The 23078-nt window shown below is 61.3% G+C and carries 21 protein-coding genes; 18 read left to right on the forward strand and 3 right to left on the reverse strand.

Features of this window, described 5'->3' with window-relative positions:
• Nucleotides 1–10 precede the first annotated feature (10 nt).
• Both rnr and ACXJKE_RS10690 read left to right on the forward strand, forming a co-directional pair.
• A complete protein-coding gene (gene rnr / locus ACXJKE_RS10685) occupies nucleotides 11–2332 on the forward strand; it encodes a ribonuclease R (RefSeq protein WP_457280551.1) in 2322 nt (773 codons plus the stop codon).
• A gap of 75 nt (nucleotides 2333–2407) precedes the next feature.
• Nucleotides 2408–2977: a YggT family protein gene (locus ACXJKE_RS10690; protein WP_457280552.1), complete on the forward strand. Its 570-nt coding sequence runs from the start codon at nucleotides 2408–2410 to the stop codon at nucleotides 2975–2977.
• A gap of 36 nt (nucleotides 2978–3013) precedes the next feature.
• Here the strand turns inward: ACXJKE_RS10690 and ACXJKE_RS10695 are convergent, their stop codons facing one another.
• The 3 genes from ACXJKE_RS10695 to ACXJKE_RS10705 all read right to left on the reverse strand — a co-directional run bounded on the left by ACXJKE_RS10695 (nucleotide 3014) and on the right by ACXJKE_RS10705 (nucleotide 7351).
• On the reverse strand, nucleotides 3014–4555 hold the full coding sequence (locus tag ACXJKE_RS10695; protein ID WP_457280553.1) for an NAD(P)H-hydrate dehydratase: 1542 nt from the start codon (nucleotides 4553–4555) through the stop codon (nucleotides 3014–3016).
• A gap of 71 nt (nucleotides 4556–4626) precedes the next feature.
• Complete coding sequence (locus tag ACXJKE_RS10700; RefSeq protein WP_457280554.1) at nucleotides 4627–5886, reverse strand: D-amino acid dehydrogenase; 1260 nt, start codon at nucleotides 5884–5886, stop codon at nucleotides 4627–4629.
• Nucleotides 5887–6007: 121 nt separating this feature from the next.
• A complete protein-coding gene (locus tag ACXJKE_RS10705; protein WP_457280555.1) occupies nucleotides 6008–7351 on the reverse strand; it encodes an amidase in 1344 nt (447 codons plus the stop codon).
• A gap of 162 nt (nucleotides 7352–7513) precedes the next feature.
• Between ACXJKE_RS10705 and rpsB the strand changes: the two genes are divergently transcribed.
• The 16 genes from rpsB to ACXJKE_RS10785 all read left to right on the forward strand — a co-directional run bounded on the left by rpsB (nucleotide 7514) and on the right by ACXJKE_RS10785 (nucleotide 22818).
• Nucleotides 7514–8266, forward strand: coding sequence for a 30S ribosomal protein S2 (gene rpsB, locus ACXJKE_RS10710; protein WP_457280556.1), 753 nt, complete (start codon nucleotides 7514–7516; stop codon nucleotides 8264–8266).
• A 126-nt stretch (nucleotides 8267–8392) separates the two neighbouring features.
• A complete protein-coding gene (tsf, locus tag ACXJKE_RS10715; RefSeq protein ID WP_457280557.1) occupies nucleotides 8393–9307 on the forward strand; it encodes a translation elongation factor Ts in 915 nt (304 codons plus the stop codon).
• Nucleotides 9308–9368: 61 nt separating this feature from the next.
• Nucleotides 9369–10079 (forward strand): UMP kinase, encoded by a 711-nt coding sequence (gene pyrH / locus ACXJKE_RS10720; protein ID WP_036838012.1) that lies wholly within the window; start codon nucleotides 9369–9371, stop codon nucleotides 10077–10079.
• Nucleotides 10080–10131: 52 nt separating this feature from the next.
• The gene (frr, locus tag ACXJKE_RS10725) at nucleotides 10132–10692 is read left to right on the forward strand and encodes a ribosome recycling factor (protein ID WP_457280558.1); all 561 of its coding nucleotides are present in this window, start codon (nucleotides 10132–10134) and stop codon (nucleotides 10690–10692) included.
• A gap of 26 nt (nucleotides 10693–10718) precedes the next feature.
• Nucleotides 10719–11459, forward strand: coding sequence for a polyprenyl diphosphate synthase (uppS, locus tag ACXJKE_RS10730; RefSeq protein WP_457280559.1), 741 nt, complete (start codon nucleotides 10719–10721; stop codon nucleotides 11457–11459).
• Nucleotides 11459–12319, forward strand: a complete 861-nt coding sequence (locus ACXJKE_RS10735; protein ID WP_457280560.1) for a phosphatidate cytidylyltransferase — start codon at nucleotides 11459–11461, stop codon at nucleotides 12317–12319. Before uppS ends, ACXJKE_RS10735 begins: the two co-directional genes overlap by 1 nt.
• A 13-nt stretch (nucleotides 12320–12332) precedes the next feature.
• Nucleotides 12333–13520, forward strand: a complete 1188-nt coding sequence (ispC, locus tag ACXJKE_RS10740) for a 1-deoxy-D-xylulose-5-phosphate reductoisomerase (protein ID WP_457280561.1) — start codon at nucleotides 12333–12335, stop codon at nucleotides 13518–13520.
• Between the two features lies 1 nt (nucleotide 13521).
• Nucleotides 13522–14895 (forward strand): RIP metalloprotease RseP, encoded by a 1374-nt coding sequence (gene rseP, locus ACXJKE_RS10745; RefSeq protein ID WP_457280562.1) that lies wholly within the window; start codon nucleotides 13522–13524, stop codon nucleotides 14893–14895.
• A gap of 13 nt (nucleotides 14896–14908) precedes the next feature.
• Complete coding sequence (bamA, locus tag ACXJKE_RS10750; protein WP_457280563.1) at nucleotides 14909–17206, forward strand: outer membrane protein assembly factor BamA; 2298 nt, start codon at nucleotides 14909–14911, stop codon at nucleotides 17204–17206.
• The gene (locus ACXJKE_RS10755; RefSeq protein ID WP_457280564.1) at nucleotides 17206–17712 is read left to right on the forward strand and encodes an OmpH family outer membrane protein; all 507 of its coding nucleotides are present in this window, start codon (nucleotides 17206–17208) and stop codon (nucleotides 17710–17712) included. The genes bamA and ACXJKE_RS10755 overlap by 1 nt, the downstream gene beginning before the upstream one ends.
• 48 nt (nucleotides 17713–17760) lie before the next feature.
• A complete protein-coding gene (gene lpxD / locus ACXJKE_RS10760; protein WP_457280565.1) occupies nucleotides 17761–18825 on the forward strand; it encodes a UDP-3-O-(3-hydroxymyristoyl)glucosamine N-acyltransferase in 1065 nt (354 codons plus the stop codon).
• Nucleotides 18822–19262, forward strand: a complete 441-nt coding sequence (gene fabZ, locus ACXJKE_RS10765) for a 3-hydroxyacyl-ACP dehydratase FabZ (RefSeq protein WP_457280566.1) — start codon at nucleotides 18822–18824, stop codon at nucleotides 19260–19262. Before lpxD ends, fabZ begins: the two co-directional genes overlap by 4 nt.
• Nucleotides 19263–19417: 155 nt before the next feature.
• Nucleotides 19418–20212: an acyl-ACP--UDP-N-acetylglucosamine O-acyltransferase gene (gene lpxA / locus ACXJKE_RS10770; RefSeq protein WP_457280567.1), complete on the forward strand. Its 795-nt coding sequence runs from the start codon at nucleotides 19418–19420 to the stop codon at nucleotides 20210–20212.
• A 92-nt stretch (nucleotides 20213–20304) separates the two neighbouring features.
• Complete coding sequence (gene lpxB / locus ACXJKE_RS10775; protein WP_457280568.1) at nucleotides 20305–21441, forward strand: lipid-A-disaccharide synthase; 1137 nt, start codon at nucleotides 20305–20307, stop codon at nucleotides 21439–21441.
• A complete protein-coding gene (rnhB, locus tag ACXJKE_RS10780) occupies nucleotides 21413–22030 on the forward strand; it encodes a ribonuclease HII (RefSeq protein ID WP_457280569.1) in 618 nt (205 codons plus the stop codon). The genes lpxB and rnhB overlap by 29 nt, the downstream gene beginning before the upstream one ends.
• Nucleotides 22027–22818 (forward strand): TrmH family RNA methyltransferase, encoded by a 792-nt coding sequence (locus ACXJKE_RS10785; protein WP_457280570.1) that lies wholly within the window; start codon nucleotides 22027–22029, stop codon nucleotides 22816–22818. The genes rnhB and ACXJKE_RS10785 overlap by 4 nt, the downstream gene beginning before the upstream one ends.
• The last annotated feature ends 260 nt before the right edge of the window (nucleotides 22819–23078 follow it).

A 23078-nucleotide genomic window follows, 5' to 3' on the forward strand; every position in this document is an offset into this window, starting at 1 on the left:
TTCATCCGGTTTGCTCGCTGAATTCGAGGGCACCGTTTCCGGCCACCGAGACGGCCATGGTTTCGTATTGCGCGATGACGGCGAAGCAGATATTTACCTGCCGCCCAACGAGATGCGTGCAGTCCTGCACAAGGATCGCGTCAAGGCCCGCATCGTGCGGCACGACCGCAAAAATCGGCCCGAGGGCCGCGTCACGGAAATCGTTGAACGATCCTCGAATCCCATCATCGGCCGCCTGCTGCAGGAAAGCGGCGTCTGGCTGGTTGCACCCGAAGACAAGCGCTACGGCCAGGACGTCCTGATCCCCAAGGGCGCTACCGGCACGGCCAAGGCCGGCCAGGTGGTGGTGGTGCAACTCACCGAGCCGCCGGCGCTGTTCGGCCAGCCTGTGGGCCGCGTCAAGGAAGTACTGGGCGAGATCGACGACCCCGGCATGGAAATCGAGATCGCGGTGCGCAAGTACGGCGTGCCGCATGAATTCAGCGACGAAGCGCTGGCCCTGGCCCGAACCCTGCCGGACGCCGTGCGGCCTGCCGACAAAAAGCACCGCGTTGACCTGACGGACGTGCCGCTGGTCACCATCGACGGCGAAGATGCCCGCGACTTTGACGACGCCGTGTATTGCGAGCCCGCCAAAGTGGGCCGCGGCAAAGGCTGGCGCCTGCTGGTGGCGATTGCCGACGTGAGCCACTATGTGGAAACCGGCAGCGCCATCGACATCGACGCTTACGACCGCGCTACCAGCGTGTATTTTCCGCGCCGCGTGATTCCCATGTTGCCGGAAAAATTGTCGAATGGCCTTTGCTCGCTCAACCCGAATGTCGAGCGCCTGTGCATGGTCTGCGACATGCTGGTCAATGCCAAGGGCGAGGTCCACGCCTACCAGTTCTACCCGGCGGTGATGTTCAGCCAGGCGCGCTTTACCTACACTGAGGTCGCCGCCATCCTGGCCAACACACGCGGCCCTGAAGCTGCGCAGCGCAAGGCGCTGGTGCCGCACCTGCTCGACCTGCACGACGTGTACCAGGCGCTGCTCAAGGAGCGTGGCGAACGCGGCGCGGTGGATTTTGAAACCACCGAGACCCAGATTGTTTGCGACGAAGCAGGCCGGATTGAAAAAATCGTCCCCCGCACCCGCAACGTGGCGCACCGGCTGATTGAAGAAGCCATGCTGGCGGCCAACGTCTGCTCGGCGGACTTCATCTCGCAAAGCAAGCACGTGGGCCTGTACCGTGTGCACGAAGGCCCAACGCCCGAGAAGAAGGAGATGCTGCGCAACTACCTGAAGGCGGCCGGCATCGGCATGACCATCACCGATGACCCGGCGCCCGGCGAATTCCAGAAGATCGCGCTGGCCACCAAGGACCGGCCTGACGCACAGCAAATCCACTCGATGCTGCTGCGCTCCATGCAGCAGGCAATCTATACGCCGATGAACAGCGGCCACTTCGGTTTGGCCTACGAGGCTTACACGCACTTCACCAGCCCGATCCGGCGCTACCCCGATTTGCTGGTGCACCGCGTCATCAAAGCTGTGCTGAACAAGGCCAAGTACCAGCTCCCGACCCTGCCCACGCCGGGCGAGGCTGAGGCCAAGCTGTCCAAACGCCTGGCCGCGCGCGTCAAGGAACCAACGCAAAAGCCGAAAAAAGCCAGCGCCGACGAACTCGCCTGGCAGGCGGCCGGCCTGCACTGCAGCGCCAACGAACGCCGCGCCGACGAAGCCAGCCGCGACGTGGAAGCCTGGCTTAAGTGCAAGTACATGCGCGAGCATCTCGGTGAGGAATTCGGTGGCGTCGTCACCGCGGCCACGGGCTTCGGCATTTTTGTCACACTGGATGCGATGTACGTCGAAGGTCTGGTGCACATCACCGAGCTGGGTGGCGAATACTTCCGCTTCGACGAAGCTCGCCAGGAACTGCGCGGCGAGCGCACCGGCATCCGATATGCCATCGGCACGCGGGTGCGGGTGCAGGTCAGCCGGGTGGACCTGGACGGCCGCAAGATCGACTTCCGCCTGGTGAACGAGGGCCAGGACCTGGTCGGACGCGCCATGAAGGACAAGACAGGCGGCCATGCGGCGGAACTGCCTGCACAGGAACGCGGCGCCTCGCGCCATGCGGCGGAGCCCCGAAGCGGCAAGGCGGGCAGCAAAGGCGCTGGAAAACGCTCGGAGTCGCGCTCAGGCGGCCGCGGCGGCGGCACAGCCAGCCGCGGCGCCAGCAGCAGTGAAAGGGCGCCCAAATCGCCCATCCAGGCCCTCAAGGCGGCTGTCAAGAAGGCGGCAGGCAATCCGCCGGGCCGCAAGCAGGGCAAGAAGCCGCGCCGTTAGGCATCGGGACACCATGAGATTTCAGTTCAAACCCTTTTTCCCGACTGTGTTCCCTGCGCATAAGGCACGCCGCCCATGCTGATACGCGTATTGGCCTTCCTGCTTGAAACGCTGTTCTTCCTGTTGATTGCAGCGGCTTTGCTGCGAGCCTGGATGAACTGGGTCCGGGTCAACATGACGGCCCAGCCCGGCCGTTTTGTGATGGCCGTGACCGATTGGCTGGTCAAGCCCTTGCGCCGCGTGCTGCCCAGGCCGGTGATGCAGTCCCGGGTGGACTGGGCCAGCATTCTGGCGGCCGTGTTGCTGGCAGTGGCCTATGCGTTGCTGTGGGGCCTGTTGTTTGGCCTGCTGTTGGGGGGTACCGTGTGGACTGCCGGGGCTGCGCCTGTCGTATTGCTGACGCTGCTGTCCTTTGCGCTGAAGATGCTGATCCGGGTGGCGCTGCAAACCCTGTTCATCCTGGTGCTCGGTTTTGCCATCCTCTCGTGGGTGCAGCCGGGATCATCCGCGTATGGTTTGCTGGGGCGCCTGACCGAGCCCTTGCTGGCACCCCTGCGCCGCGTGGTCCCCACGGTGGGCGGCGTGGATTTGTCCGCGCTGGTGCTCATCGTCCTGATTCAAATCGCGCTGATGATCCTGGTGTAAGGCCTCATCGGCCTCATCTGCCATCTGCCGCGCAGGTCACTTGTGATGGCCTTGTGCACGGGCCAGTTCCGACGCCGTCAGGGTCATACCCGGGGCCTGGGCGGCCCAGTCATCGGCCAGGCGGCCATGTGCAAACACGGCGCTGCAGGCGGCGTCGAAAGCCTCCAGCCCGGCCGCCAGCCGTGCGCCCACCATGCCCGCCAGCACGTCGCCGGTGCCGGCCGTGGCCAGCAGGGCGTTGCCGGTGCTGTTGATGGCGCTGCTGCGGCCCGGCGCCGCGATCACCGTTCCTGAGCCCTTGAGCACCACCACACACTGAAACCGTTCGGCAAGCTGCCGGGCCGAAGCCAGCCGGTCGGATTGAACCGCGGCCGCTGTGGTTCCGGCCAGCCGGGCGGCTTCCAGCGGGTGCGGTGTCAGCACCGTGCGGTAGCCGCGGCCGTGACGTGCAATGAGCTGCGCCTGGAACTGCGTGTCCCCTGCAATGGCATTGAGCGCATCGGCATCCAGCACCAGCCGCCTGGCTGTCGACAGCACCCTGGCCAGCACGGCCCTGACGGCCTCGCCGCCGCCGCAGCCGCACACCACCACCTGCTGTGCGAGGTCCAGCGCCTCGGGCGCGCGGAACATCAGCTCCGGTTGTTGCGGGTCGACTGCGATGGTTGGCTTGCCGAGCAGCGCCACAAATACCCGGCCGGTGCCGGCATGCAGGGCGGCCCGCGCCGCCAGCAGCGCGGCGCCCGCCATATGGCTGTGGGCGGCGGACTCTCCCCCGAGCACGGCCACGTCACCAAAGCTGCCTTTGTGGCTGGCATGCGCGTTGGCTGACCGGGGCGGCTGGCCGGCCCGGTCGGCGCCCAGCAACCAGGCGTCGGTCTGGCCTGGTGTTGCAGCCTGCGTCTCATGGACGCCAAGATCGTTAAACCAGACCTGGCCCGCCCAATCCCGGCCGCCGGCGGTGAACAGCCCCGGCTTCAAGGTTAAAAGGCTTAAGGTAAAAATGGCCGTAGCGTCCGGTGAATGGGCGCAAGCAGCTATCAAATGTGTAGCAGACCCGGTGTCCGCGTCCAGGCCGGTCGGCACGTCCACCGCCAGCCGCGGCGCACTGCCGGCTTGCATTCGCGCCAGCCACTCCAGGATTAAGGCCGTGCCTGGGCGCTCAGGGTCCAGCGCGCCGCCTATGCCCAACAGGGCGTCGATGCAGAAATCAAAATCATCGGGCGGTTGCGCCGCCATGGGCACGCCCGCGGCGATGGCGCGCTCGCGCGAGGCATGGGCGTCGCGCGGCAGGCTGGTTTTTCCGGCGGGCAGGCCGGTCCAGGTTACGACCACTGTTTTGCCCCATTGGTGCAGATGCATGGCGGCCTCAAAACCGTCGCCGCCGTTATTGCCTGGCCCGCAGGCGATCCAGATGCGCTGCGCATGCGGCGCCAGGGCCAGCGCCAGGCGCGCCACCGAGAGGCCGGCTCGCTGCATCAGCGTGTGGGGCGGCAGCCCGGCGGCGGCATGCCGTTCAAGTTCACGCGAGGCCGCCACACTGTGAAGTGGCTCGCTGCGGGCGCTGGAAATTTTTCGCATGGCCCGATTGTGCGGCCCCGCAAAGTAAAAAGCCCGGCAGGCCGGGCTTTGGGCGTAGCCGCGGGGTGGTTTCAGCCCAGGCGGGCGATGCCCAGGCCTTCCATGTCGATGTCCGCGCTTTTGCCGGCCATCAGGTCGACCAGCGCCCGCGCGCTGCCGCAGCTGAGGGCCCAGCCGCTGGAGCCATGCCCCAGGTTGAGCCAGAGGCCGGGAATGCCGCTGTCGCCGATGATGGGCGGACCGTCGGGGAGCATGGGCCGGGCGCCTTTCCATTCCTGCACGCTGGCGCCGGTGTTGGAGAGCTGGGCCGCACCCGGGAACCAGTCGTGCAGCACCTTGTACAGCGTCTGGATGGACGATGCCCGTTTGCTTTCAAGCGTGCCGCCGATTTCGGCGCTGCCCGCCACGCGCACGCGGTTGCCCAGGCGGGAAATTGCGACCTTGTAGCGCTCGTCCATCAGTGCGCTGCGTGGTGCGTTCAGCGGTTCGCGGATCGGCGCGCTGATGGAGTAACCATAAACCGCTGCCATGGGAATCTTCAGGCCCAGCGGCCTCAGGAGTTCCGCAGACGCCAGGCCGGCGCACATGACCACATGGTCGAAGCCGCGGGGGCTGGCTTCGCCCGATATCAAAATGCTAGCTGGTTGCGCCCGTTCCAATTGGGCTACAGCCGTATTGAATTCAAAATTAACGCCGATGCGCTGGGCTTCGTTCTTCAGCAGCAGGGCAAACTGGCGGCAATTGGCCACCTCGTCGTTCGGCAGGTGCACGGCGCCCAGGAAGTCGGTGTCGGGGCTCAGTGCCGGCTCGATCTTGCGCACCTCGTCGGGGCCGATTTCCTTGAATACCACGCCGGCATCGCGCAGCACGGCCAGGCCCGGCTGCACCAGCTTCGCGTCTTTTTCAGAGCGCAGCAGCACCATGTAGCCGGGGCTGCCGTCGTACTCGAGCTCCAGTTCGGCCGTCAGGTGGTGCAGCCTTTCGCGGCTGTAAAAAGCCAGGCGCTGCATGCGCGCGCGGTTGGCCAGATAGGTTTCGAGCTTGCAGGCGCGAAACCATTTCCACATCCAGGCCAGGTCGCGGGCCGACAGTGGCAGGCCGAGCTTGACCGGCGCGTGGCGGCTGAAAAGATGGCTGATGACCTTGCCCGGCATGCCGGGGGCAGCCCAGGGCGTGACGTAGCCGGGCGCTACCAGGCCGGCGTTGGCAAAGCTGGTTTCCTCGGCCGCCGCGCCGCGCCGTTCGAAGACGGTGACCTCGTGGCCGTCCAGGGCCAGCTCGTAAGCGGTGGTGATGCCGATGATGCCGGCGCCAATGACGGCAACCCTCATGCGATGCTCCCGCGGTCAGGTGGGGCAGGCACGGGGCGCGGGGTTGAGGTAATTTTTTTGTACATTTTTATAAGAAAAAGGCTTTGAGGCCAATGAGGATTAGCGCAAGCAGCTATCGTTTTTATAGCGGATTCGCCAGGGTGGCTTCCACCTGCAGGGCCAGGTCCAGCACCGCGTCGTCATGCAGCGCCGCATGCCAGAGCATCAGGCCCACGGGCAACTGGCCGGGCGTGTGGCAGGGCAGGGAAATGGCGCAACCGTCGAGCATGTTCACCACGGAGGTGTTGCGCAGCAGCAGGCCGTTGACCCGGAAAAATTCGGCATCGTCATCCAGCACACCGGCGATCGGCGGCGCGACGATGGGGACGGTGGGCGAGAGCACGGCGTCAAAGCCTTGCAGGCATGTTTCCATGTGGGCCACCCAGGCCTTGCGGGCGGCCAGCAGGTCGATGTAGTCGGCCGCACTCATGCCGGTGCCGCGCAGAATGCGCAAGGCCACGCGCGGGTCGTATTCGGCCTGGTGTCTGGCGATCAGCGTGCGGTGCCAGGCATAACTTTCCGCCGCCGAGAGGCCGCCGGTGGCATTGATGGCGGCCAGCTCGCCGATCTCTTCCAGGTCGATTTCTTCAATATGCGCGCCCGCCTGGCGAAGGATTCGCAGGCTGCGCCCAAACGCCTCGGCGACGGTGTTGTCCAGGTGGTCCTGCATCACGGTGCGGGCAACGGCCAGGCGACAGGAGGCGAGCGGTTTGCCGGCCAGTTGGACCTTGCGTGCCGCCAGGACTTCATGCACGGTGACTGCGTCGCGCACTGAACGGGTCAGGGCGCACACGGTGTCCAGGCTGGTGGACAAGGGTAGGGCGCCTTGCGTGGGCACCAGGCGCGCGGTGCTTTTGAAGCCGACGATGCCGCAAAGCGCCGCCGGGATACGGATCGATCCGCCGGTGTCGGAGCCGAGCCCGACCAGTGCCGCACCCGTGGCCACCGAGACTGCCGCACCGGAGGACGAGCCCCCGGGAATACGCGCCACCTTCGGGTCGGCCGGGTTGACGGGTGTGCCGTAGTGCGGGTTGATGCCGACGCCGGAGAAGGCGAACTCGACCATGTTGGTACGCCCCATGAACGTGGCGCCGGCAGCGCGCAGACGTGCCACGGCAGGGCAATCTTCTGCGGCAGGCGCGGCGCCTGCCAGTACGGTGGATCCGGCTGCGGTGGTGTGGCCTGCCACGTCGAACAGGTCCTTGACCGATACCGGGATACCGGCAAGCGGAAGGCCTGCAGCGTTCGAAACGGGGTTTTCCGCCGTTCCGGCGAGGTTTGGGCTCCCCGGCATGAAAACGTGGCGGCAGGCGTCACTTTGGGCCGTGGCCAGGGCCTGTTCGAAAACCCGCTGGGGGGAGGTCTGACCGGCGGTCATGGCCTGGCGAGTGGCATCGAGGTCGCCTGAGGGGGGTATCTGGCTCATGGGTCAGGAGGGTGTTATACTCGACAGGCTTTGCAAATGACGATTTTGTTGTTTGCAAGGCAAATCGCAAATCAGCCACTCAAGGTGTTGCCCCGGAAATCTCGAAAGAGGCCAACGGGACGATAAGCGCTGATTTTAGACACAACCTTTTGGAGTATTCCTATGTCGACCACTATGCGCGAAATGCTGGAAGCAGGCGTTCATTTCGGACACCAAACCCGCTTCTGGGACCCCAAGATGGCCCCTTACATCTTCGGCCATCGCAACCGTATTCACATCATCAACCTGGAAAAGTCGCTTCCGATGTACCAGGAAGCGATGAAGTTCGCGAAGCAGCTGTCTGCCAACCGCGGCACCATCCTGATGGTAGGCACCAAGCGCCAGGCTCGCGACATCGTCGCCACCGAAGCCAAGCGCGCCGGTGTTCCCTATGTTGACCAGCGCTGGCTGGGCGGCATGCTGACCAACTTCAAGACGGTCAAGACTTCCATCAAGCGCCTGAAGGAAATGAAGGCCCAGCAGGAAGCCGGCCTTGATTCCATCAGCAAAAAAGAACAGCTCACCTTCAAGCGCGAAATCGAAAAGCTTGAAAAAGACATCGGCGGCATTCAGGACATGAACGCCCTGCCGGACGCCATTTTCGTGATCGACGTGGGCTTCCACAAAATCGCGATCCTGGAAGCCAAGAAACTCGGCATTCCCCTGATCGGCGTGGTTGACTCCAACCACTCGCCTATCGGCATCGACTACGTGATCCCCGGCAATGACGACTCCTCCAAGGCTGTCGCCCTGTACGCCCGCGGTATCGCCGACGCGATCATCGAAGGCCGCGCCAATGCCGTGAACGACGTCGTCAAGGCGGTTTCGGCTGAGAGCTCGGATGAGTTCGTGGAAGTGGAAAACGCAGCCGCCTGATAGTTTTCGGCTCTGCGCCAGACGCGAAAAAGGGGCTCGCGTAGCCCCTTTTTCACAACCTAACGAAAAGCTGGGTGCGAATTGATCGCTTCCAGCGTGTCAAAAACGACAAACGGAGAATCAAAGATGGCAATTACTGCAAGCATGGTCGCTGAACTGCGCGCCAAGACCGACGCCCCCATGATGGAGTGCAAGAAAGCACTGACCGAAGCTGAAGGCAACTTCGAAAAAGCCGAAGAAATCCTGCGCGTCAAGCTCGGCAGCAAGGCCGGCAAGGCCGCTTCCCGCGTCACCGCCGAAGGCGTTGTGGCTGCGCACCGCGAAGGCGATGTGGGCGCGCTGGTGGAAATCAATTGCGAAACCGACTTCGTGACCAAGAACGACAGCTTCCTGGCCTTCACCAAGGCAGTGGTCGAAGGGATTGTCAAGAACAACCCGGCCGACGTGGAAGCTGTTGGCGCCATGCCTTTGTCGCTTGACGGCTTTGGCCCGACGGTCGAAGACGTGCGCAAGGGCCTGATCGGCAAGATCGGCGAAAACATGAGCGTGCGCCGCTTCAAGCGTTTCTCGGGCAGCAAGCTGGCCTCTTACCTGCACGGCACGCGTATCGGCGTAGTCGTGGAGTTTGAAGGCGACGAAGCCGCAGCCAAGGATGTCGCCATGCATGTGGCCGCGATGAAGCCCGTGTCCCTGTCCAGCGCTGAAGTTCCCGCCGAACTGGTCGCCAAGGAGCGCTCGGTTGCTGCAGCCAAGGCCGCTGAAGATGCCGCCAAGGCACAGGCTGAAGGCAAGGCCGTCCAGTCCGCTGAAATTGTTGCAAAGCGTATCGAAGGTGGCGTGCAGAAGTACCTGAAGGAAGTCAGCCTGTACAACCAGACTTTCGTCAAGAACGACAAGCAGACCGTCGAGCAAATGCTCAAGGAAAAAGCGACAACGATCAAGTCTTTCACGCTGTATGTCGTGGGTGAAGGCATTGAGAAAAAGGTGGACGATTTCGCTGCCGAAGTCGCCGCCCAGGTCGCCGCAGCCAAGGCTGCTTGAGCATTTCAGTCCAGCCGGAAGGCCGCTAAACTTCAGACAACCCAACAAAGAAAGCTCTCACATGCCAGCCTACAAGCGAATCTTGTTAAAACTGTCAGGTGAGGCCTTGATGGGGGATGATGCCTTTGGCATCAACCGCGCGACCATCGTGCGCATGGTGGAAGAGATTGCCGAAGTCACCCGCATGGGTGTCGAAGTGGCGGTCGTGATCGGCGGCGGCAACATTTTTCGCGGTGTGGCCGGCGGTTCCGTCGGCATGGACCGCGCCACCGCCGACTACATGGGCATGCTGGCCACCGTGATGAACGCGCTGGCCTTGGGCGACACGATGGACAAGGCCGGGCTGATCGCTCGCGTAATGTCGGCCATCGGCATTGAGCGCGTGGTCGAGCCTTATGTTCGTCCCAAAGCCCTGCAGTACCTCGAAGAAGGCAAGGTCGTCATCTTCGCGGCCGGCACCGGCAACCCGTTTTTCACCACCGATACGGCAGCCGCATTGCGCGGCGCGGAGATCGGCGCCGAGATCGTGCTGAAGGCCACCAAGGTCGACGGTGTGTACACTGCGGACCCCAAGAAAGACCCGAAAGCCACGCGCTACACCAACATCACGTTTGATGAAGCCATGGGCAAAAACCTCGAGGTCATGGATGCCACCGCTTTTGCGCTGTGCCGTGACCAGAAGCTGCCCATCAAGGTGTTCAGTATTTTCAAGCATGGTGCGCTCAAGCGCGTCGTGCAGGGCGAGGACGAGGGAACCCTGGTTCACGTCTGAGCCTCCTGTCCCAGCTTGTTCTTTTTCGCTATAAAAATCCGGAGATTCGACCATGAGCATTGTTGAAGTCAAGCAGCAGGCAGAGCAAAAGATGCAGCAGTCCATTGACTCGTTCAAAAATGGCCTGACCAAGATCCGCACTGGCCGCGCCAACCCCGGTTTGCTCGATACCGTGCATGTTGATTATTACGGCTCCATGGTGCCGATCAGCCAGGTGGCCAATGTGTCGCTGCTCGACGCCCGCACCATCAGCGTCTCGCCCTGGGAAAAAGGCATGGGCGCCAAGATCGAAAAGGCCATCCGTGATTCAGACCTGGGACTCAATCCGGCCGCGCAGGGTGACCTGATCCGCGTGCCCATGCCGGCCATGACCGAAGAGCGCCGTCGCGAACTTACCAAAGTCGTGCGCGCCGAAGGGGAGCACGCCAAAGTGGCTATTCGCAACCTGCGCCGCGATGCCAATGATGGCGTCAAGAAACTCGTCAAGGACAAGCTCGCTTCTGAAGACGACGAACGCCGTTCGCAGGACGATATCCAGAAGTTCACGGATCGTTTCATTGCCGAAGTCGACAAACTGGTCGCCGGCAAGGAACAAGACATCATGGCGGTTTGACGCCTCGTCGTCTGGCCTGATTCACCATGGCCACCGCCCATCCCATAGTCCCGCACCACGTTGCCATCGTTATGGATGGCAATGGTCGCTGGGCGACCAAACGGTTTTTACCCCGCATTGCGGGCCACAAGCAGGGCGTTGATTCGCTCAGCCGCTGCGTTCGCGCATGCCTGGACCGCGGCATCGGCGTCCTCACGGTTTTCGCTTTTTCTTCCGAGAACTGGAACCGGCCGGCTGAAGAGGTGTCCGGGCTGATGGAGTTGCTTGCCTATTCTCTTTCCAAGGAAGTCCCCAGCCTGAATGCCAACGGCGTGCAACTGCGTTTTGTCGGAGACCGCCTGCGGCTTTCCGAGAAAGTCCAGGCAGGGCTGGCGCAAGCTGAGCTCGACACCTCCACCAACCAACGGCTGGTTTTTAATGTGTGCTTCAACTACGGCGGCCGCTGGGATATTGCCCAGGCTGCCAACAGATTGGCCAGCCGCGGTGAAGCCATTACCGAGCTGTCGCTGGACAGGGAGATGGCACTGGCGCACGTGCCGGACCCGGATCTGCTGATTCGCACAGGCGGTGAATTGCGGATCAGTAATTTTTTGCTGTGGCAGGCAGCTTATTCAGAGCTGCATTTCTCCGACAAGTTGTGGCCTGAATTTGACGAGACGGCGCTGGACGAGGCGATAGCCGTCTTTCGGACTCGCGAACGACGCTTCGGCAAGACCTCCGCCCAGGTCAGCGGCCGCAGCACCAATGAAAATACAAAGGCTGCCTGATGCTTAAACAGCGCGTGATCACAGCGATTGTCCTTCTGGCTATTTTGCTGCCAGCCCTTTTCTACAAGACGCCAGAGCCCTTTTGTGCCGTCGCGCTGCTGTTGATTGCTGCGGGTGCCTGGGAGTGGGGCCGGCTGAATGCACTCGGGCAGGGAGCCTCTGTGGGGCTCGCCGCCGTTTGTGTCGGGCTGTGCGCGCTCGCGTGGTACTTTGGCCTGCTCGTAAAGCCGCTGCCGCTTCTTTGGGCTGCTGCAGGTGCTGCCTGGGTGCTTGCCGGTGGCTGGTTGCTGCGCAATGGCGTGGCGGGCTGGCCGCGCATACCCAAAGTAATTCGCCTTCCAGGGGGGCTGGCTGCGTTGTTGGTCGCCTGGCTGGCTGTGGCACAGGCCCGTGTGGCAGGCATTGACTTTTTGCTGTCCGTTCTGCTGCTGGTCTGGGTGGCCGATATCTTTGCCTACTTTGCGGGTCGCGCCCTGGGAGGCCGGTTCAGCAAGGGCAAGCTGGCTCCTTCAATCAGCCCGGGTAAAAGCTGGGAGGGCGTGTGGGGCGGCATGGCCGGTGTGGTGGCGCTGTCGCTGGCCTGGGTGTGGCTGGGCCGCGCGGGCATTGGCGGTGGCTTCTGGGCTGACGCCACGCTTTACAGCCGGCTGGCTGATCATCACGGCATGGTCGTCATGCTGCTGGCGGTTATTTTCCTGGCCGCCATGAGTGTGGTGGGCGATCTGGTCGAGTCCCTTATCAAGCGCAGTGCCGGGGTGAAAGACTCCAGCGGCCTGTTGCCGGGCCACGGCGGCGTGCTCGACCGGGTCGACGCGCTATTGCCCACACTGCCCCTGGCGATGATGCTGGTTACCCTTTAGGCTTTGCTCCCGTATGTCCTTTGAAAAGCAGCGTGTGACCGTTTTGGGCTCCACGGGGTCCATTGGTGTCAACACGCTTGATGTCATCGCCCGCCACCCTGAGCGCTTTGAGGTGTTTGCCCTCAGCGCGGCAACCCAAACGGACTTGATGCTGGCGCAGTGCGCCCAGTTCAAACCCCAATACGCGGTGATGGCCAGTGAGCCGCATGCCCGTTTGCTGGCGGAGAAGATCAAGGTAAATCAGCTTCCGGTGCAGGTTCTATGGGCGCAAGACGCTCTCGAAATGATAGCGTCACACGAGTTGGTGGATACCGTCATGGCCGCTATTGTGGGCGCTGCCGGGTTAGGCCCATGCGTGGCGGCCGCAAAGGCGGGCAAGCGCCTGCTGCTCGCCAACAAGGAGGCCCTTGTCGTCGGCGGCGAAGTGTTTATGCGGGCGGTTCGTGAAGGGGGTGCCCGGTTGCTACCGATTGACAGTGAGCATTCGGCCATTTTCCAGTCATTGCCCGAAGACCCGGCGGTGTGGCCCCGGCGCATCGAAAAAATCATGCTGACCTCGTCGGGCGGTCCTTTTCGCGCCCGTGATCCGGCAACTCTGCGCGACGTAACGCCCGAGCAGGCCTGCACGCACCCGAATTTTTCGATGGGCCGCAAGATTTCTGTGGATTCGGCCACGATGATGAACAAGGCTTTGGAGGTGATTGAAGCCAAGTACCTGTTTGGTGTCGTGCCGGAGCAGATCGAGGTGGTGATCCATCCGCAGCAAATCATCCATTCGATGGTGCAGTTCCATGACGCATCGGTGATGGCCCAGCTGGGTACGCCGGATATGCGGGTGCCGATTGCCTATGGCTTGTCCTGGCCGGAACGGATCGAAAGCGGCACGGCGCGCCTGGATTTTGCCCGTATGGCCGCCATGACATTCGAGGTCCCGGACTTTCAGCGCTTTCCCTGCCTGCCTTTGGCCTGGGAGAGTTTGCGTGCGCCGCCGGGCACTTGCGTGGTACTGAACGCAGCCAATGAGATTGCTGTTGCGGCCTTTTTGGACCGGCGCATCCGCTTCGACCACATTCATCATGTAAACCATGCAACTTTGGAGGCCGCGGCAGTCTCTCAGGTGGACGATATAGCGGGCTTGCTGGCGCTGGATGAGCAGGCCCGCCGCGTTGCCACTCAAATCACCCAAGGTCTGGAGTCCTGAGATGCTGACACTGGTTTCTTTCGTTGTGACTCTCGGTATCCTGATTGCCGTGCACGAATACGGCCATTACCGCGTCGCAGTGGCGTGTGGCATAAAGGTTCTGAAATTTTCCATCGGATTCGGCAAACCGATTTACACCTGGAAGCTCAAAAACAAGTCGACAGAGTTTTCCATCGGCATGCTGCCTCTGGGCGGCTACGTCAAGATGCTGGATGAGCGTGAGGCCCCGGTGGATCCATCCGAGCGCCATCTGGCTTTTAATACCCAGCCGCTGAAATCGCGGGTTGCCGTGGTGGCCGCAGGCCCGGCCGCCAATTTGCTGCTGGCCATAGTGCTGTATGCCGTGGTCAACTGGAGTGGCTTGCAGGAGCCCAAAGCCATTTTGGCCAGCCCGGTGGCAGGATCGCTTGCCGAAAAGGCTGGCCTGGATGGCGGAGAAACGGTTCAGCAGGCGGCTTTTGAAGGTGACGACCTGGAGGTCGTTCATTCTTTTGAAGACTTGCGCTGGAGGCTCACGCAAGGTGCACTGGATGGTCGCGACCTCACCTTGGTGCTTGGCAGCGATGGCGCAGCGTCAGGGCAGACTGTGCGGTTGCCGCTCAGTACGCTGGGTGCACCCGAAGCAGATGCCGACCTGTTCAGGAAAATTGGCATTCTCGGCCCCTGGACCCGTCCCGTAATTGGTAATGTGATGCCCGGGGGCGCCGCCGAAAAATCCGGACTGCGTGCCGACGATCTCGTGCTTCGCATCGGCGAGACGGCCATTGTGGATGGGCAACAGCTGCGCGAGGTGATACGTACCTCTGCCCGCTCGCCCGGCGCCGGGGCTTCCGTCGTCCCGCAGGCATGGCAAATCAGCCGTGCCGGCGCATCCGTAGTGCTGCAAGTGACGCCTGAGCTCAAGGCGGTGAACGGAGTGATGGTCCCTCGGATTGAAGCCTACGTGGGGTCTCCTCCCGAGTTTGTCACGGTGCGCTACGGCCCTGTCGATGGTTTGTGGCAAGGCGCCGTCCGCACCTGGCAGGTTTCGCTGCTCACACTCAAGATGATTGGGAAAATGGTCATCGGCGAGGCGTCGCTTAAAAACCTGAGTGGCCCGCTCACGATTGCGGACTATGCGGGGAAGTCAGCCAGCCTTGGGTGGAGCAGTTATCTGCTGTTTCTGGCCCTTATCAGCGTGAGCCTTGGCGTCCTGAATTTACTGCCGCTGCCGGTTCTGGATGGGGGGCACCTGATGTATTATCTTTGGGAGGGGATCACCGGCCGGGGCGTGTCCGACGCCTGGATGGACCGGTTGCAGCGCGGTGGCGTTGCTATCCTGCTGGGCATGATGTGCGTTGCCCTGTTTAACGATGTCACCCGGCTTTTGGGCTAATTCCTTACATTTCATGCAAAAACAAATAAATCGCTTCAAAGTTCGTGCAGTTTGCGCTATCGCCGCCGGTCTTTTTGCAGCCAGTTCGGCTTGGGCCGTTGACCCTTTCACGGTGCGTGATATCCGGGTTGAAGGCTTGCAGCGCGTTGAGCCCGGAACCATTTTTGCCTCCTTGCCCTTTCGGGTCGGCGAAACCTATAACGACGACAAGGGTTCCACCGCCATTCGTGCGCTGTTTGGGCTGGGTCTGTTCAAGGACGTGCGGCTTGAAGTCAGTGGCGACGTATTGGTGGTGATCGTTGAAGAGCGTCCCACCGTTGCTGACGTGGACTTTGTGGGTGCCAAGGAGTTCGACAAGGACGCGCTCAAGAAGGCACTCCGCGAGGCCGGTGTTGCGGATGGCCAGCCGTTCGACAAGGCGCTCGCCGACAAGGCGGAGCAGGAGCTCAAGCGCCAGTACATCAACAAGAGCCTGTACGGCGTTGAAATTGTCACCACAGTCACGCCGATCGAACGCAATCGGGTCAACCTGACTTTCAGTGTGACCGAAGGCGATGTCGCGAAGATCAAGGAAATCCACATTACAGGCAACAAGGCGTTCAGCGAGTCAACCCTCCTGAGCCTCTTTGACCTTGATACAGGGGGCTGGCTCAGCTGGTACACCAAGTCGGATCGCTACTCGCGCACCAAGCTCAACGCCGACATTGAAACGCTGCGCTCCTACTACCTTTCGCGGGGCTACCTCGAGTTCAAGATCGACTCTACCCAGGTTGCGATTTCCCCGGACAAACAAAGCATTGCCATCACCGTCAACGTGACCGAGGGCGAGCGTTTTGTGGTTTCGGGCGTCAAGCTTGAAGGCAACTACCTGAACAAGGAAGAAGAATTCAAGACTTTAGTGAAAATCACGCCTGGTGAGGCCTACAACGCGGACGAGGTCGCTGAAACGACCAAGGCGTTCAGCGACTATTTCGGTACTTTTGGCTACGCTTTTGCCCGCGTCGAAGCGGTGCCGGAAATTGACCGTGTCAATAACCGCGTGGCATTTGTGCTTCAGGCAGAACCATCCCGCCGTGCTTATGTGCGGCGCATCAACGTGGCCGGAAACAATCGCACGCGCGATGAAGTTGTGCGTCGCGAGTTCCGCCAGTTTGAGTCGTCCTGGTACGACGGCGACAAAATCCGGCTTTCCCGCGACCGTGTCGACCGTCTGGGTTTCTTTACCGATGTGAATGTAGAAACGCAGGAAGTGACCGGTACAAACGACCAGGTCGACATTACGGTGAACGTGGTTGAAAAACCAACCGGTAATTTGCAGCTTGGTGCGGGGTATTCCAGCGCGGACAGCCTCTCACTGGTATTCGGTATCAAGCAGGAAAACGTTTTTGGCTCCGGCAACTACCTGGGCGTTGAAGTCAACACCAGCAAGTCAAACCGCCAGATTGTGCTCAGCACCATTGACCCATATTTCACGGCCGACGGTATTTCGCGCACCATTGATGTCTATGACCGTACGTCGAAGCCGACCTCGGGCCAAGGTGGTGACTACAGCCTGAAAACGCGTGGTGCAAGCATTCGTTTCGGTGTTCCGTTTACCGAGAACGACACGGTTTATTTTGGTACTGGCTACGAGCAATTGACGATTGTGCCGGGTACCAATTTGCCGGTCAGTTATCTGAACTATGCGAACCAGTTTGGCTATAAAAGCAACTCGATTCCGTTGACCGTGGGCTGGTCGCGCGACAGCCGCGACAGCGCGCTGGTACCTACCTCGGGCCTGTACCAGCGCGTGTATGGTGATTGGGGTGTCGCCGGCGATATTAAATTTGTGCGAGCCAATTACCAGGCTCAAAAATACATTCCACTCAACAAGCAGTTCACGATTGCGCTTAACGGCGAGTTTGGCTGGGGTAAAGGCCTGAGTGGCCAGCCCTATCCGCTCTTCAAGAACTACTATTCAGGCGGCCTGGGTTCCGTGCGCGGATTTGAGCAGGGCTCACTGGGCCCGCGCGATGCGTCTGATCTCGCTATCGGTGGTCCGAAGAAGCTCACGCTCAATGCCGAACTCATTGCGCCGTTTCCTGGTGCGGGCAATGACCGTACCTTGCGCCTTTATGGGTTTGTGGACGCAGGCAACGTTTTTGGTGAGAATGAACGTTTCCGTGTGAATGACCTGCGGGCCTCCACAGGTATTGGTATCAGCTGGATTTCCCCAGTGGGGCCCTTGCGCATCGCTATTGCGACGCCGCTGCGCAAAATGCCAGGCGATAGAATAGAGCGGTTGCAATTCCAAATTGGTACATCTTTCTAATGAAGCATTTTTCAATCAAAATTTTCCTGGGCGTTGCCATTGCACTGGCGGGTTTCTCCGCAAGTGCGCAGGAGTTCAAGGTCGGGATTGTCAACCTTGACCGGATTTTCCGGGAAGCCAATTCCGCGAAAGCCGCCCAAACCAAACTCGAGCAGGAATTCAGCAAGCGTGAAAAAGAGCTGAACGATCTGGCGACCCAGCTGAAAACACTCTCCGACAAGTTTGAGCGTGAAGCCCCAACGCTTGCCGAGAGTCAGCGCGTTTCACGGCAAAAGCAGCTTGTTGACCAGGATCGGGACTTCCAGCGCAAGCGCCGTGAGTTTCAGGAAGACCTGAACACCCGCAAAAATGAAGAGCTCCAGCAAGTCATCGAACGCGCCAACAAAGTTGTGAAGACGCTGGCTGAGACGGAAAAGTACGACCTGATTCTCCAGGAATCGGTCTATGTCAATCCCAAGCATGACATCACCGACAAGGTGATCAAGGCGTTGAACGCTTCCCGTTGATTGCGGGGTGTTCACCACGATCACCATCGTGAAAATGGCAGGCGCAGTGTGACACTCCGTCTTGCCGATATCGTTGAATCCCTGGCCGGTGCAGTACAGCTCGAACTGGTCGGCGACCCCGGCCTGCAGATAGAGCGGCTCTCCACTTTGGAGGCTGCCGGTCCCGCGGACCTGAGTTTTCTCAGCCACCCCAAATACCTGTCCAAGCTCGCGCAGTCCGAGGCTGTCTGCGTCATTGTGGCGCCCGCCGCGCGCGAGGCCGCAGTCAAGCGGGGCGCCTGCATCGTCACAGACGATCCTTACCACGCTTTTGCGTTGGTCACCCAACTCTGGAAGAGGCGGCATTCCCCGCAGGTGGTTCCGCACATTCACCCCAGTGCCTATGTCGATCCTTCTGCCACTGTGGCGTCCGGCGTTTCGATTGGTGCATTTGCCTGCATCGGCCAAGGCGCGGCGATTGGTGAAAATGCGCGGATTGCGGAGCATTGCGTCGTCGGGCCGCATGCGCAAATCGGCGCGAACACCCGATTGTCGGCGCGCGTGACTGTCGCCGACGGCTGCCGCGTCGGGGAGCGCTGCATCGTACATTCCGGCGCGGTGATCGGCGCCGACGGTTTTGGCTTTGCGTCGCACCAGGGGCAGTGGGTGAAGATCGAGCAACTCGGCGGTGTGCAGATCGGCAATGATGTCGAGATCGGTGCCAACACCTGTATTGACCGCGGTGCGCTGCAGGACACGGTGCTGGAAGATGGTGTGAAGCTCGACAATCTGGTTCAGATCGGCCACAACGTCCGGATTGGCAAACATACCGCCATGGCCGGCTGTGCCGGCGTCGCGGGCAGCGCCACGATTGGTGCGCATTGCACGGTGGGGGGCGGCGCCATTGTGCTGGGCCACCTGACGCTCGCCGATGGTGTGCATGTCTCGGCTGCATCGGTGGTAACCCGATCCATTTTGAAGCCCGGGCATTACACCGGGCTCTTTCCCATCGACGACAATGCTGTCTGGGAAAAAAATGCCGCTACGCTCAAGCAGCTTCATACGCTTCGTGAGCGTCTCAGGGAGGTCGAAAAAGCCATCCTGCACTCAGGACACACTCAAGAAAAATCATGATGGATATCCACCAAATTCTCAAACAGCTGCCGCATCGTTATCCCATCCTGCTGGTGGACCGTGTGCTGGAAATTGAAAAAGGCAAACGCATCAAGGCGCTCAAAAACGTCACGATCAACGAGCCCTTTTTCATGGGGCACTTTCCCCATCACCCGGTGATGCCGGGGGTATTGATACTGGAAGCTATGGCGCAGGCGGCCGCGCTGCTGGCTTTCGAGACGCTGGGCGTCACGCCCGACGACAAGACGGTCTATTACTTCGCCGGTATCGATGGCGCACGCTTCAAGCGCCCCGTTGAACCTGGCGACCAGCTGATCATGGACGTCACACTGGACCGCATGAAGGCCGGCATTTTTAAATTCAAAGGGGTCACCAGGGTAGGTGACACCATTGCCTGCGAAGCCGAATTGATGTGCACCATGCGCACGATCGCGTGAATGGCCCCCACGCTTTTCGCTTCGCGTAATTCGCTGCCCCCCGAGGGGGCTGCTGCGCCTGCGGTCTGGCGGAGCCAGTCCCGCGGCCCCGGTGTGAAGGGGGACTTGCCCATGCGGCTTTTGGCCGACCTATTCGCTGAACAGTTGATTTTGTCATGACGGCTATACATTCCACCGCACTTATTAGTCCGCAAGCCCAGCTCCATGAATCGGTGAGCGTCGGTCCTTATACGGTCATTGGTCCGCACGTGAAGATTGGTGCCGGCACCACCGTGGGCGCCCACTGCGTAATCGAAGGACACACCACCATAGGCCGTGACAACCGGATTTTCCAGTTCAATTCACTGGGTGCAATTCCGCAGGATAAAAAATACGCGGGTGAACCTTGTGAACTGGTGATCGGCGACCGCAACACCATTCGCGAGTTCTGCACCTTCAACATCGGCTCGCCGGGCGACACTGGCGTGACCCGTGTGGGGGATGACAACTGGCTCATGGCCTATGTGCATCTGGCGCACGACTGCGTGGTGGGAAACAACACCATTTTTGCCAACAACACCCAACTGGGTGGCCATGTGCATGTCGGCGACTGGGTGATTCTGGGCGGCTTCACCGTCGCGCACCAGTTCGTGAAAATCGGTGCCCACAGCTTCACCGCCATGTGCTCGCTGCTGTTTGCCGATTTACCGCCTTTTGTCATGGCGCAGGGACAACCGGCCGAGGCGCGCTCCATGAATTTTGAAGGGCTGCGGCGACGGGGCTTTTCACCGGAGCGAATTTCCGCTGTCAAGGCCATGCACAAAGCGCTGTACCGTGACGACCTGACCCTGGACGTATCGCGCGAGCGCATTGCCGCTCTGACGGAAAAGTACCCGGATGCTGCGCCTGACGTGCAGATGATGCTTTCATTTCTGGAGCAAACCTCGCCGCAGCGCGGCATTGTCCGGTAAGACCTATGTCGTTGATGGAGCCAAGCCCTCTGCCAGCCCGTAGAGAGGCAGGCCTCCCCGTTGCGGATTCCCTGAGAGCCCGTTCCCCCTGCGTGGCGATGGTCGCGGGCGAAACCTCTGGAGATTTGCTCGCCGGCCTGCTGCTCGATGGTTTCAAGGCCCGCTGGCCGGCACTGACGTCAAACGGTATCGGCGGCTCACAGATGGCGAGTCGCGGTTTTAACGCCTGGTGGCCCAGTGAAAAGCTCGCGGTACGCGGGTATGTCGAGGTATTGCGGCATTACCGCGAGATTGTCGGCATACGCGAACAACTGAAGCAACGCCTGCTGGATCAGCGCCCAGACCTTTTCCTTGGCATTGATGCACCCGACTTCAATCTTGACCTGGAGGCGGCGCTCAAGGTCCAAGGCATCAAGACCGTGCATTTTGTCAGCCCCTCCATCTGGGCCTGGCGTGCCGACCGTGTTGAAAAGATACGGCGCAGTGTGGACCACGTGCTGTGCATCTTTCCTTTTGAGCCTGCGCTGCTGGCTGCTCATGGCATTGCCGCGACCTATGTGGGGCACCCGCTGGCCAATGTCATACCCCTGCAGCCTGACCGCGCAGCGGCCCGGCGCAAACTGGGTTTGCAGGATGAAGACACCGTGGTGGCCGTTCTTCCCGGCAGCCGGAAATCCGAAATAGAGTACCTCGCTCAACGATTCTTTAAGGCTGCAGCCCTTATTCAACGTGCGCAACCAGCTATCAAATTTATAGTTCCGGCCATTCCCGCGTTGAAGCACATGATTGAACGCCATGCCGACCTGGCAGGAATGAAACCCCATCTGCAGATCATCGAGGGCCAGTCCCACAGTGCACTGGCGGCATGCGATGTAACGCTGATCGCCAGCGGTACCGCCACGCTGGAGGCGGCGCTTTTCAAGCGGCCCATGGTGATCGCCTACAACATGAACTGGCTGTCATGGCAAATCATGCGGCGCAAAAAATTGCAGCCCTGGGTGGGCCTGCCCAATATCCTCTGCCGGGAGTTTGTCGTTCCGGAGCTGCTGCAGGACGCCGCTACGCCTGAGGCGCTGGCAGTGGGCGTGCTGAAATGGGTTGACGCAAAGTCTTCGGCACCTGACAAAATAGCGGCCGTAGAACAACGATTTACTGCGCTGCATGCGGAACTGCAGCGGGACACTTCAAAACTGGCGACAGATGCGATCCAGCAAATTCTTGAAAGCTGAGCAGACACCCTTGTCATGGGATACGCCTGGCCTTGTGGCTGGCGTGGACGAAGCTGGCCGGGGACCGTTGATGGGCCCGGTGGTCGCGGCCGCCGTCATTCTTGATGAGCTCAATCCCATTCAGGGGCTGGCCGACTCCAAGAAGCTCACGGCCTTGCGCCGCGAAAAACTCTATGACGAAATTCGCGCCAAAGCGTTGTGCTGCTCGATTGCGCTGGCAACCGCCGAGGAAATCGACAGCATCAACATCCTGCAGGCCACCATGCTGGCCATGCGGCGCGCGGTAGAGGGCCTGCGCCTCAAGCCCAACAAGGTGCTGGTCGATGGCAACCGGCTGCCGACACTGGTGATCCTGTCCGAGGCCATCGTGGGTGGTGACGCGCTGGTGCCTTCGATTTCCGCTGCGTCGATCCTGGCCAAGGTCTACCGCGACCGTTGGTGCGCGGAGTTCCATCTTGAGTATCCCCAGTACGGATTTGCCGACCATAAAGGCTACGGCACGGCCGAACATCTGGCTGCGTTGCGCGAGCACGGCGCCTGTCCCCAGCATCGCAGGTCCTTTGCGCCGGTGGCTGAGGTCTTGCGGTGAGTTCCAGCTTCTCCGGGTCCTCCGGCTCCGCCACGTACATCACTTCGCGCGACAACCCCCTGATCAAAGAGCTGCGCAAACTGTCGCAAGACAGCACCGCGTACCGCAAGCAGGGCCGCGTCTGGCTGGAGGGGGATCATCTGTGCCGTGCTGCACTGGCGCGCGGCCTGAAACCTGCCATCGCAGTTTTTTCTGAATCATTTTGGTCTGCAAGCCAGTCTGAATGGGCGCAAGCAGCTATCAAAAACATAGTGATTCCCGATGCAATGCTGCCGGAAATCAGCGGCCTGGAGTCACCCGCGCGCATGGGTTTTGTGATGGATTTGCCGGCGCCCGCCAGCCCGCAACCCCATGCATCCTCGGTCATTCTGGACCGGGTACAGGATGCCGGCAACGTGGGCTCCATCCTGCGCAGCGCGGCGGCCTTTGGGTTTGGCCAGGTTCTCGCCCTCAAGGGCACGGCGGCCCTCTGGTCGCCCAAGGTGCTGCGCGCCGGTATGGGCGCCCACTTTGCACTGCAGCTGGTGGAAGGCCTGGAGCCCGAGGCTCTGGCAGCATTGACCGTGCCCATCGTTGTCACCAGCTCGCACCAGGGCAGCTTTTTGCATCAGCAGAAGTTGCCTATGCCGTGTGCGTGGGCCATGGGCCACGAAGGGCAGGGCGTTAGCGACGACCTCATGAGCCGGGCGGCGCTCAAGGTCCGCATCGACCAACCGGGGGGCGAGGAGTCTCTTAATGTGGCAGCCGCGGCCGCAATTTGCCTGTACGCAAGTTCGCTGAAGATATAGACCCACCCCCGTCCAGGCTCACTGCGTGTAGCCCATTTCCCCTTGCAGGGGGCGGCGCCTGGGGCCGGCAAAGCCGGACCCGCGGCCCCCACTGGTGAAATACTCCCCTGCATTCGCCCTGAATMTTCAAGCCAGCATGAGCCGCGGAACCGGCTCTGCCCGGCCGCAGGCGCAGTCCCCTGCAAGGGGAAATGGGCTACACGTAGTGAGCCCGATAGGGGTGTGCCATTTTCGGCATTGCCGGGCCGCAGGCGGGCGGC

This window comes from Polaromonas sp. P5_D5 (assembly GCF_054049435.1).

Excerpts from the sequence above, each read along its gene's own strand:
- rseP (WP_457280562.1), top strand. The coding sequence starts at position 13,522 with ATGCTGACACTGGTTTCTTTCGTTGTGACTCTCGGTATCCTGATTGCC.
- ispC (WP_457280561.1), top strand. The coding sequence starts at position 12,333 with ATGTCCTTTGAAAAGCAGCGTGTGACCGTTTTGGGCTCCACGGGGTCC.
- bamA (WP_457280563.1), top strand. The coding sequence starts at position 14,909 with ATGCAAAAACAAATAAATCGCTTCAAAGTTCGTGCAGTTTGCGCTATC.
- fabZ (WP_457280566.1), top strand. The coding sequence starts at position 18,822 with ATGATGGATATCCACCAAATTCTCAAACAGCTGCCGCATCGTTATCCC.
- ACXJKE_RS10735 (WP_457280560.1), top strand. The coding sequence starts at position 11,459 with ATGCTTAAACAGCGCGTGATCACAGCGATTGTCCTTCTGGCTATTTTG.
- lpxA (WP_457280567.1), top strand. The coding sequence starts at position 19,418 with ATGACGGCTATACATTCCACCGCACTTATTAGTCCGCAAGCCCAGCTC.
- ACXJKE_RS10695 (WP_457280553.1), bottom strand. The coding sequence starts at position 4,555 with ATGCGAAAAATTTCCAGCGCCCGCAGCGAGCCACTTCACAGTGTGGCG.
- tsf (WP_457280557.1), top strand. The coding sequence starts at position 8,393 with ATGGCAATTACTGCAAGCATGGTCGCTGAACTGCGCGCCAAGACCGAC.
- pyrH (WP_036838012.1), top strand. The coding sequence starts at position 9,369 with ATGCCAGCCTACAAGCGAATCTTGTTAAAACTGTCAGGTGAGGCCTTG.
- ACXJKE_RS10690 (WP_457280552.1), top strand. The coding sequence starts at position 2,408 with ATGCTGATACGCGTATTGGCCTTCCTGCTTGAAACGCTGTTCTTCCTG.
- ACXJKE_RS10705 (WP_457280555.1), bottom strand. The coding sequence starts at position 7,351 with ATGAGCCAGATACCCCCCTCAGGCGACCTCGATGCCACTCGCCAGGCC.
- frr (WP_457280558.1), top strand. The coding sequence starts at position 10,132 with ATGAGCATTGTTGAAGTCAAGCAGCAGGCAGAGCAAAAGATGCAGCAG.
- uppS (WP_457280559.1), top strand. The coding sequence starts at position 10,719 with ATGGCCACCGCCCATCCCATAGTCCCGCACCACGTTGCCATCGTTATG.
- ACXJKE_RS10755 (WP_457280564.1), top strand. The coding sequence starts at position 17,206 with ATGAAGCATTTTTCAATCAAAATTTTCCTGGGCGTTGCCATTGCACTG.
- rpsB (WP_457280556.1), top strand. The coding sequence starts at position 7,514 with ATGTCGACCACTATGCGCGAAATGCTGGAAGCAGGCGTTCATTTCGGA.
- ACXJKE_RS10700 (WP_457280554.1), bottom strand. The coding sequence starts at position 5,886 with ATGAGGGTTGCCGTCATTGGCGCCGGCATCATCGGCATCACCACCGCT.
- rnhB (WP_457280569.1), top strand. The coding sequence starts at position 21,413 with ATGCGATCCAGCAAATTCTTGAAAGCTGAGCAGACACCCTTGTCATGG.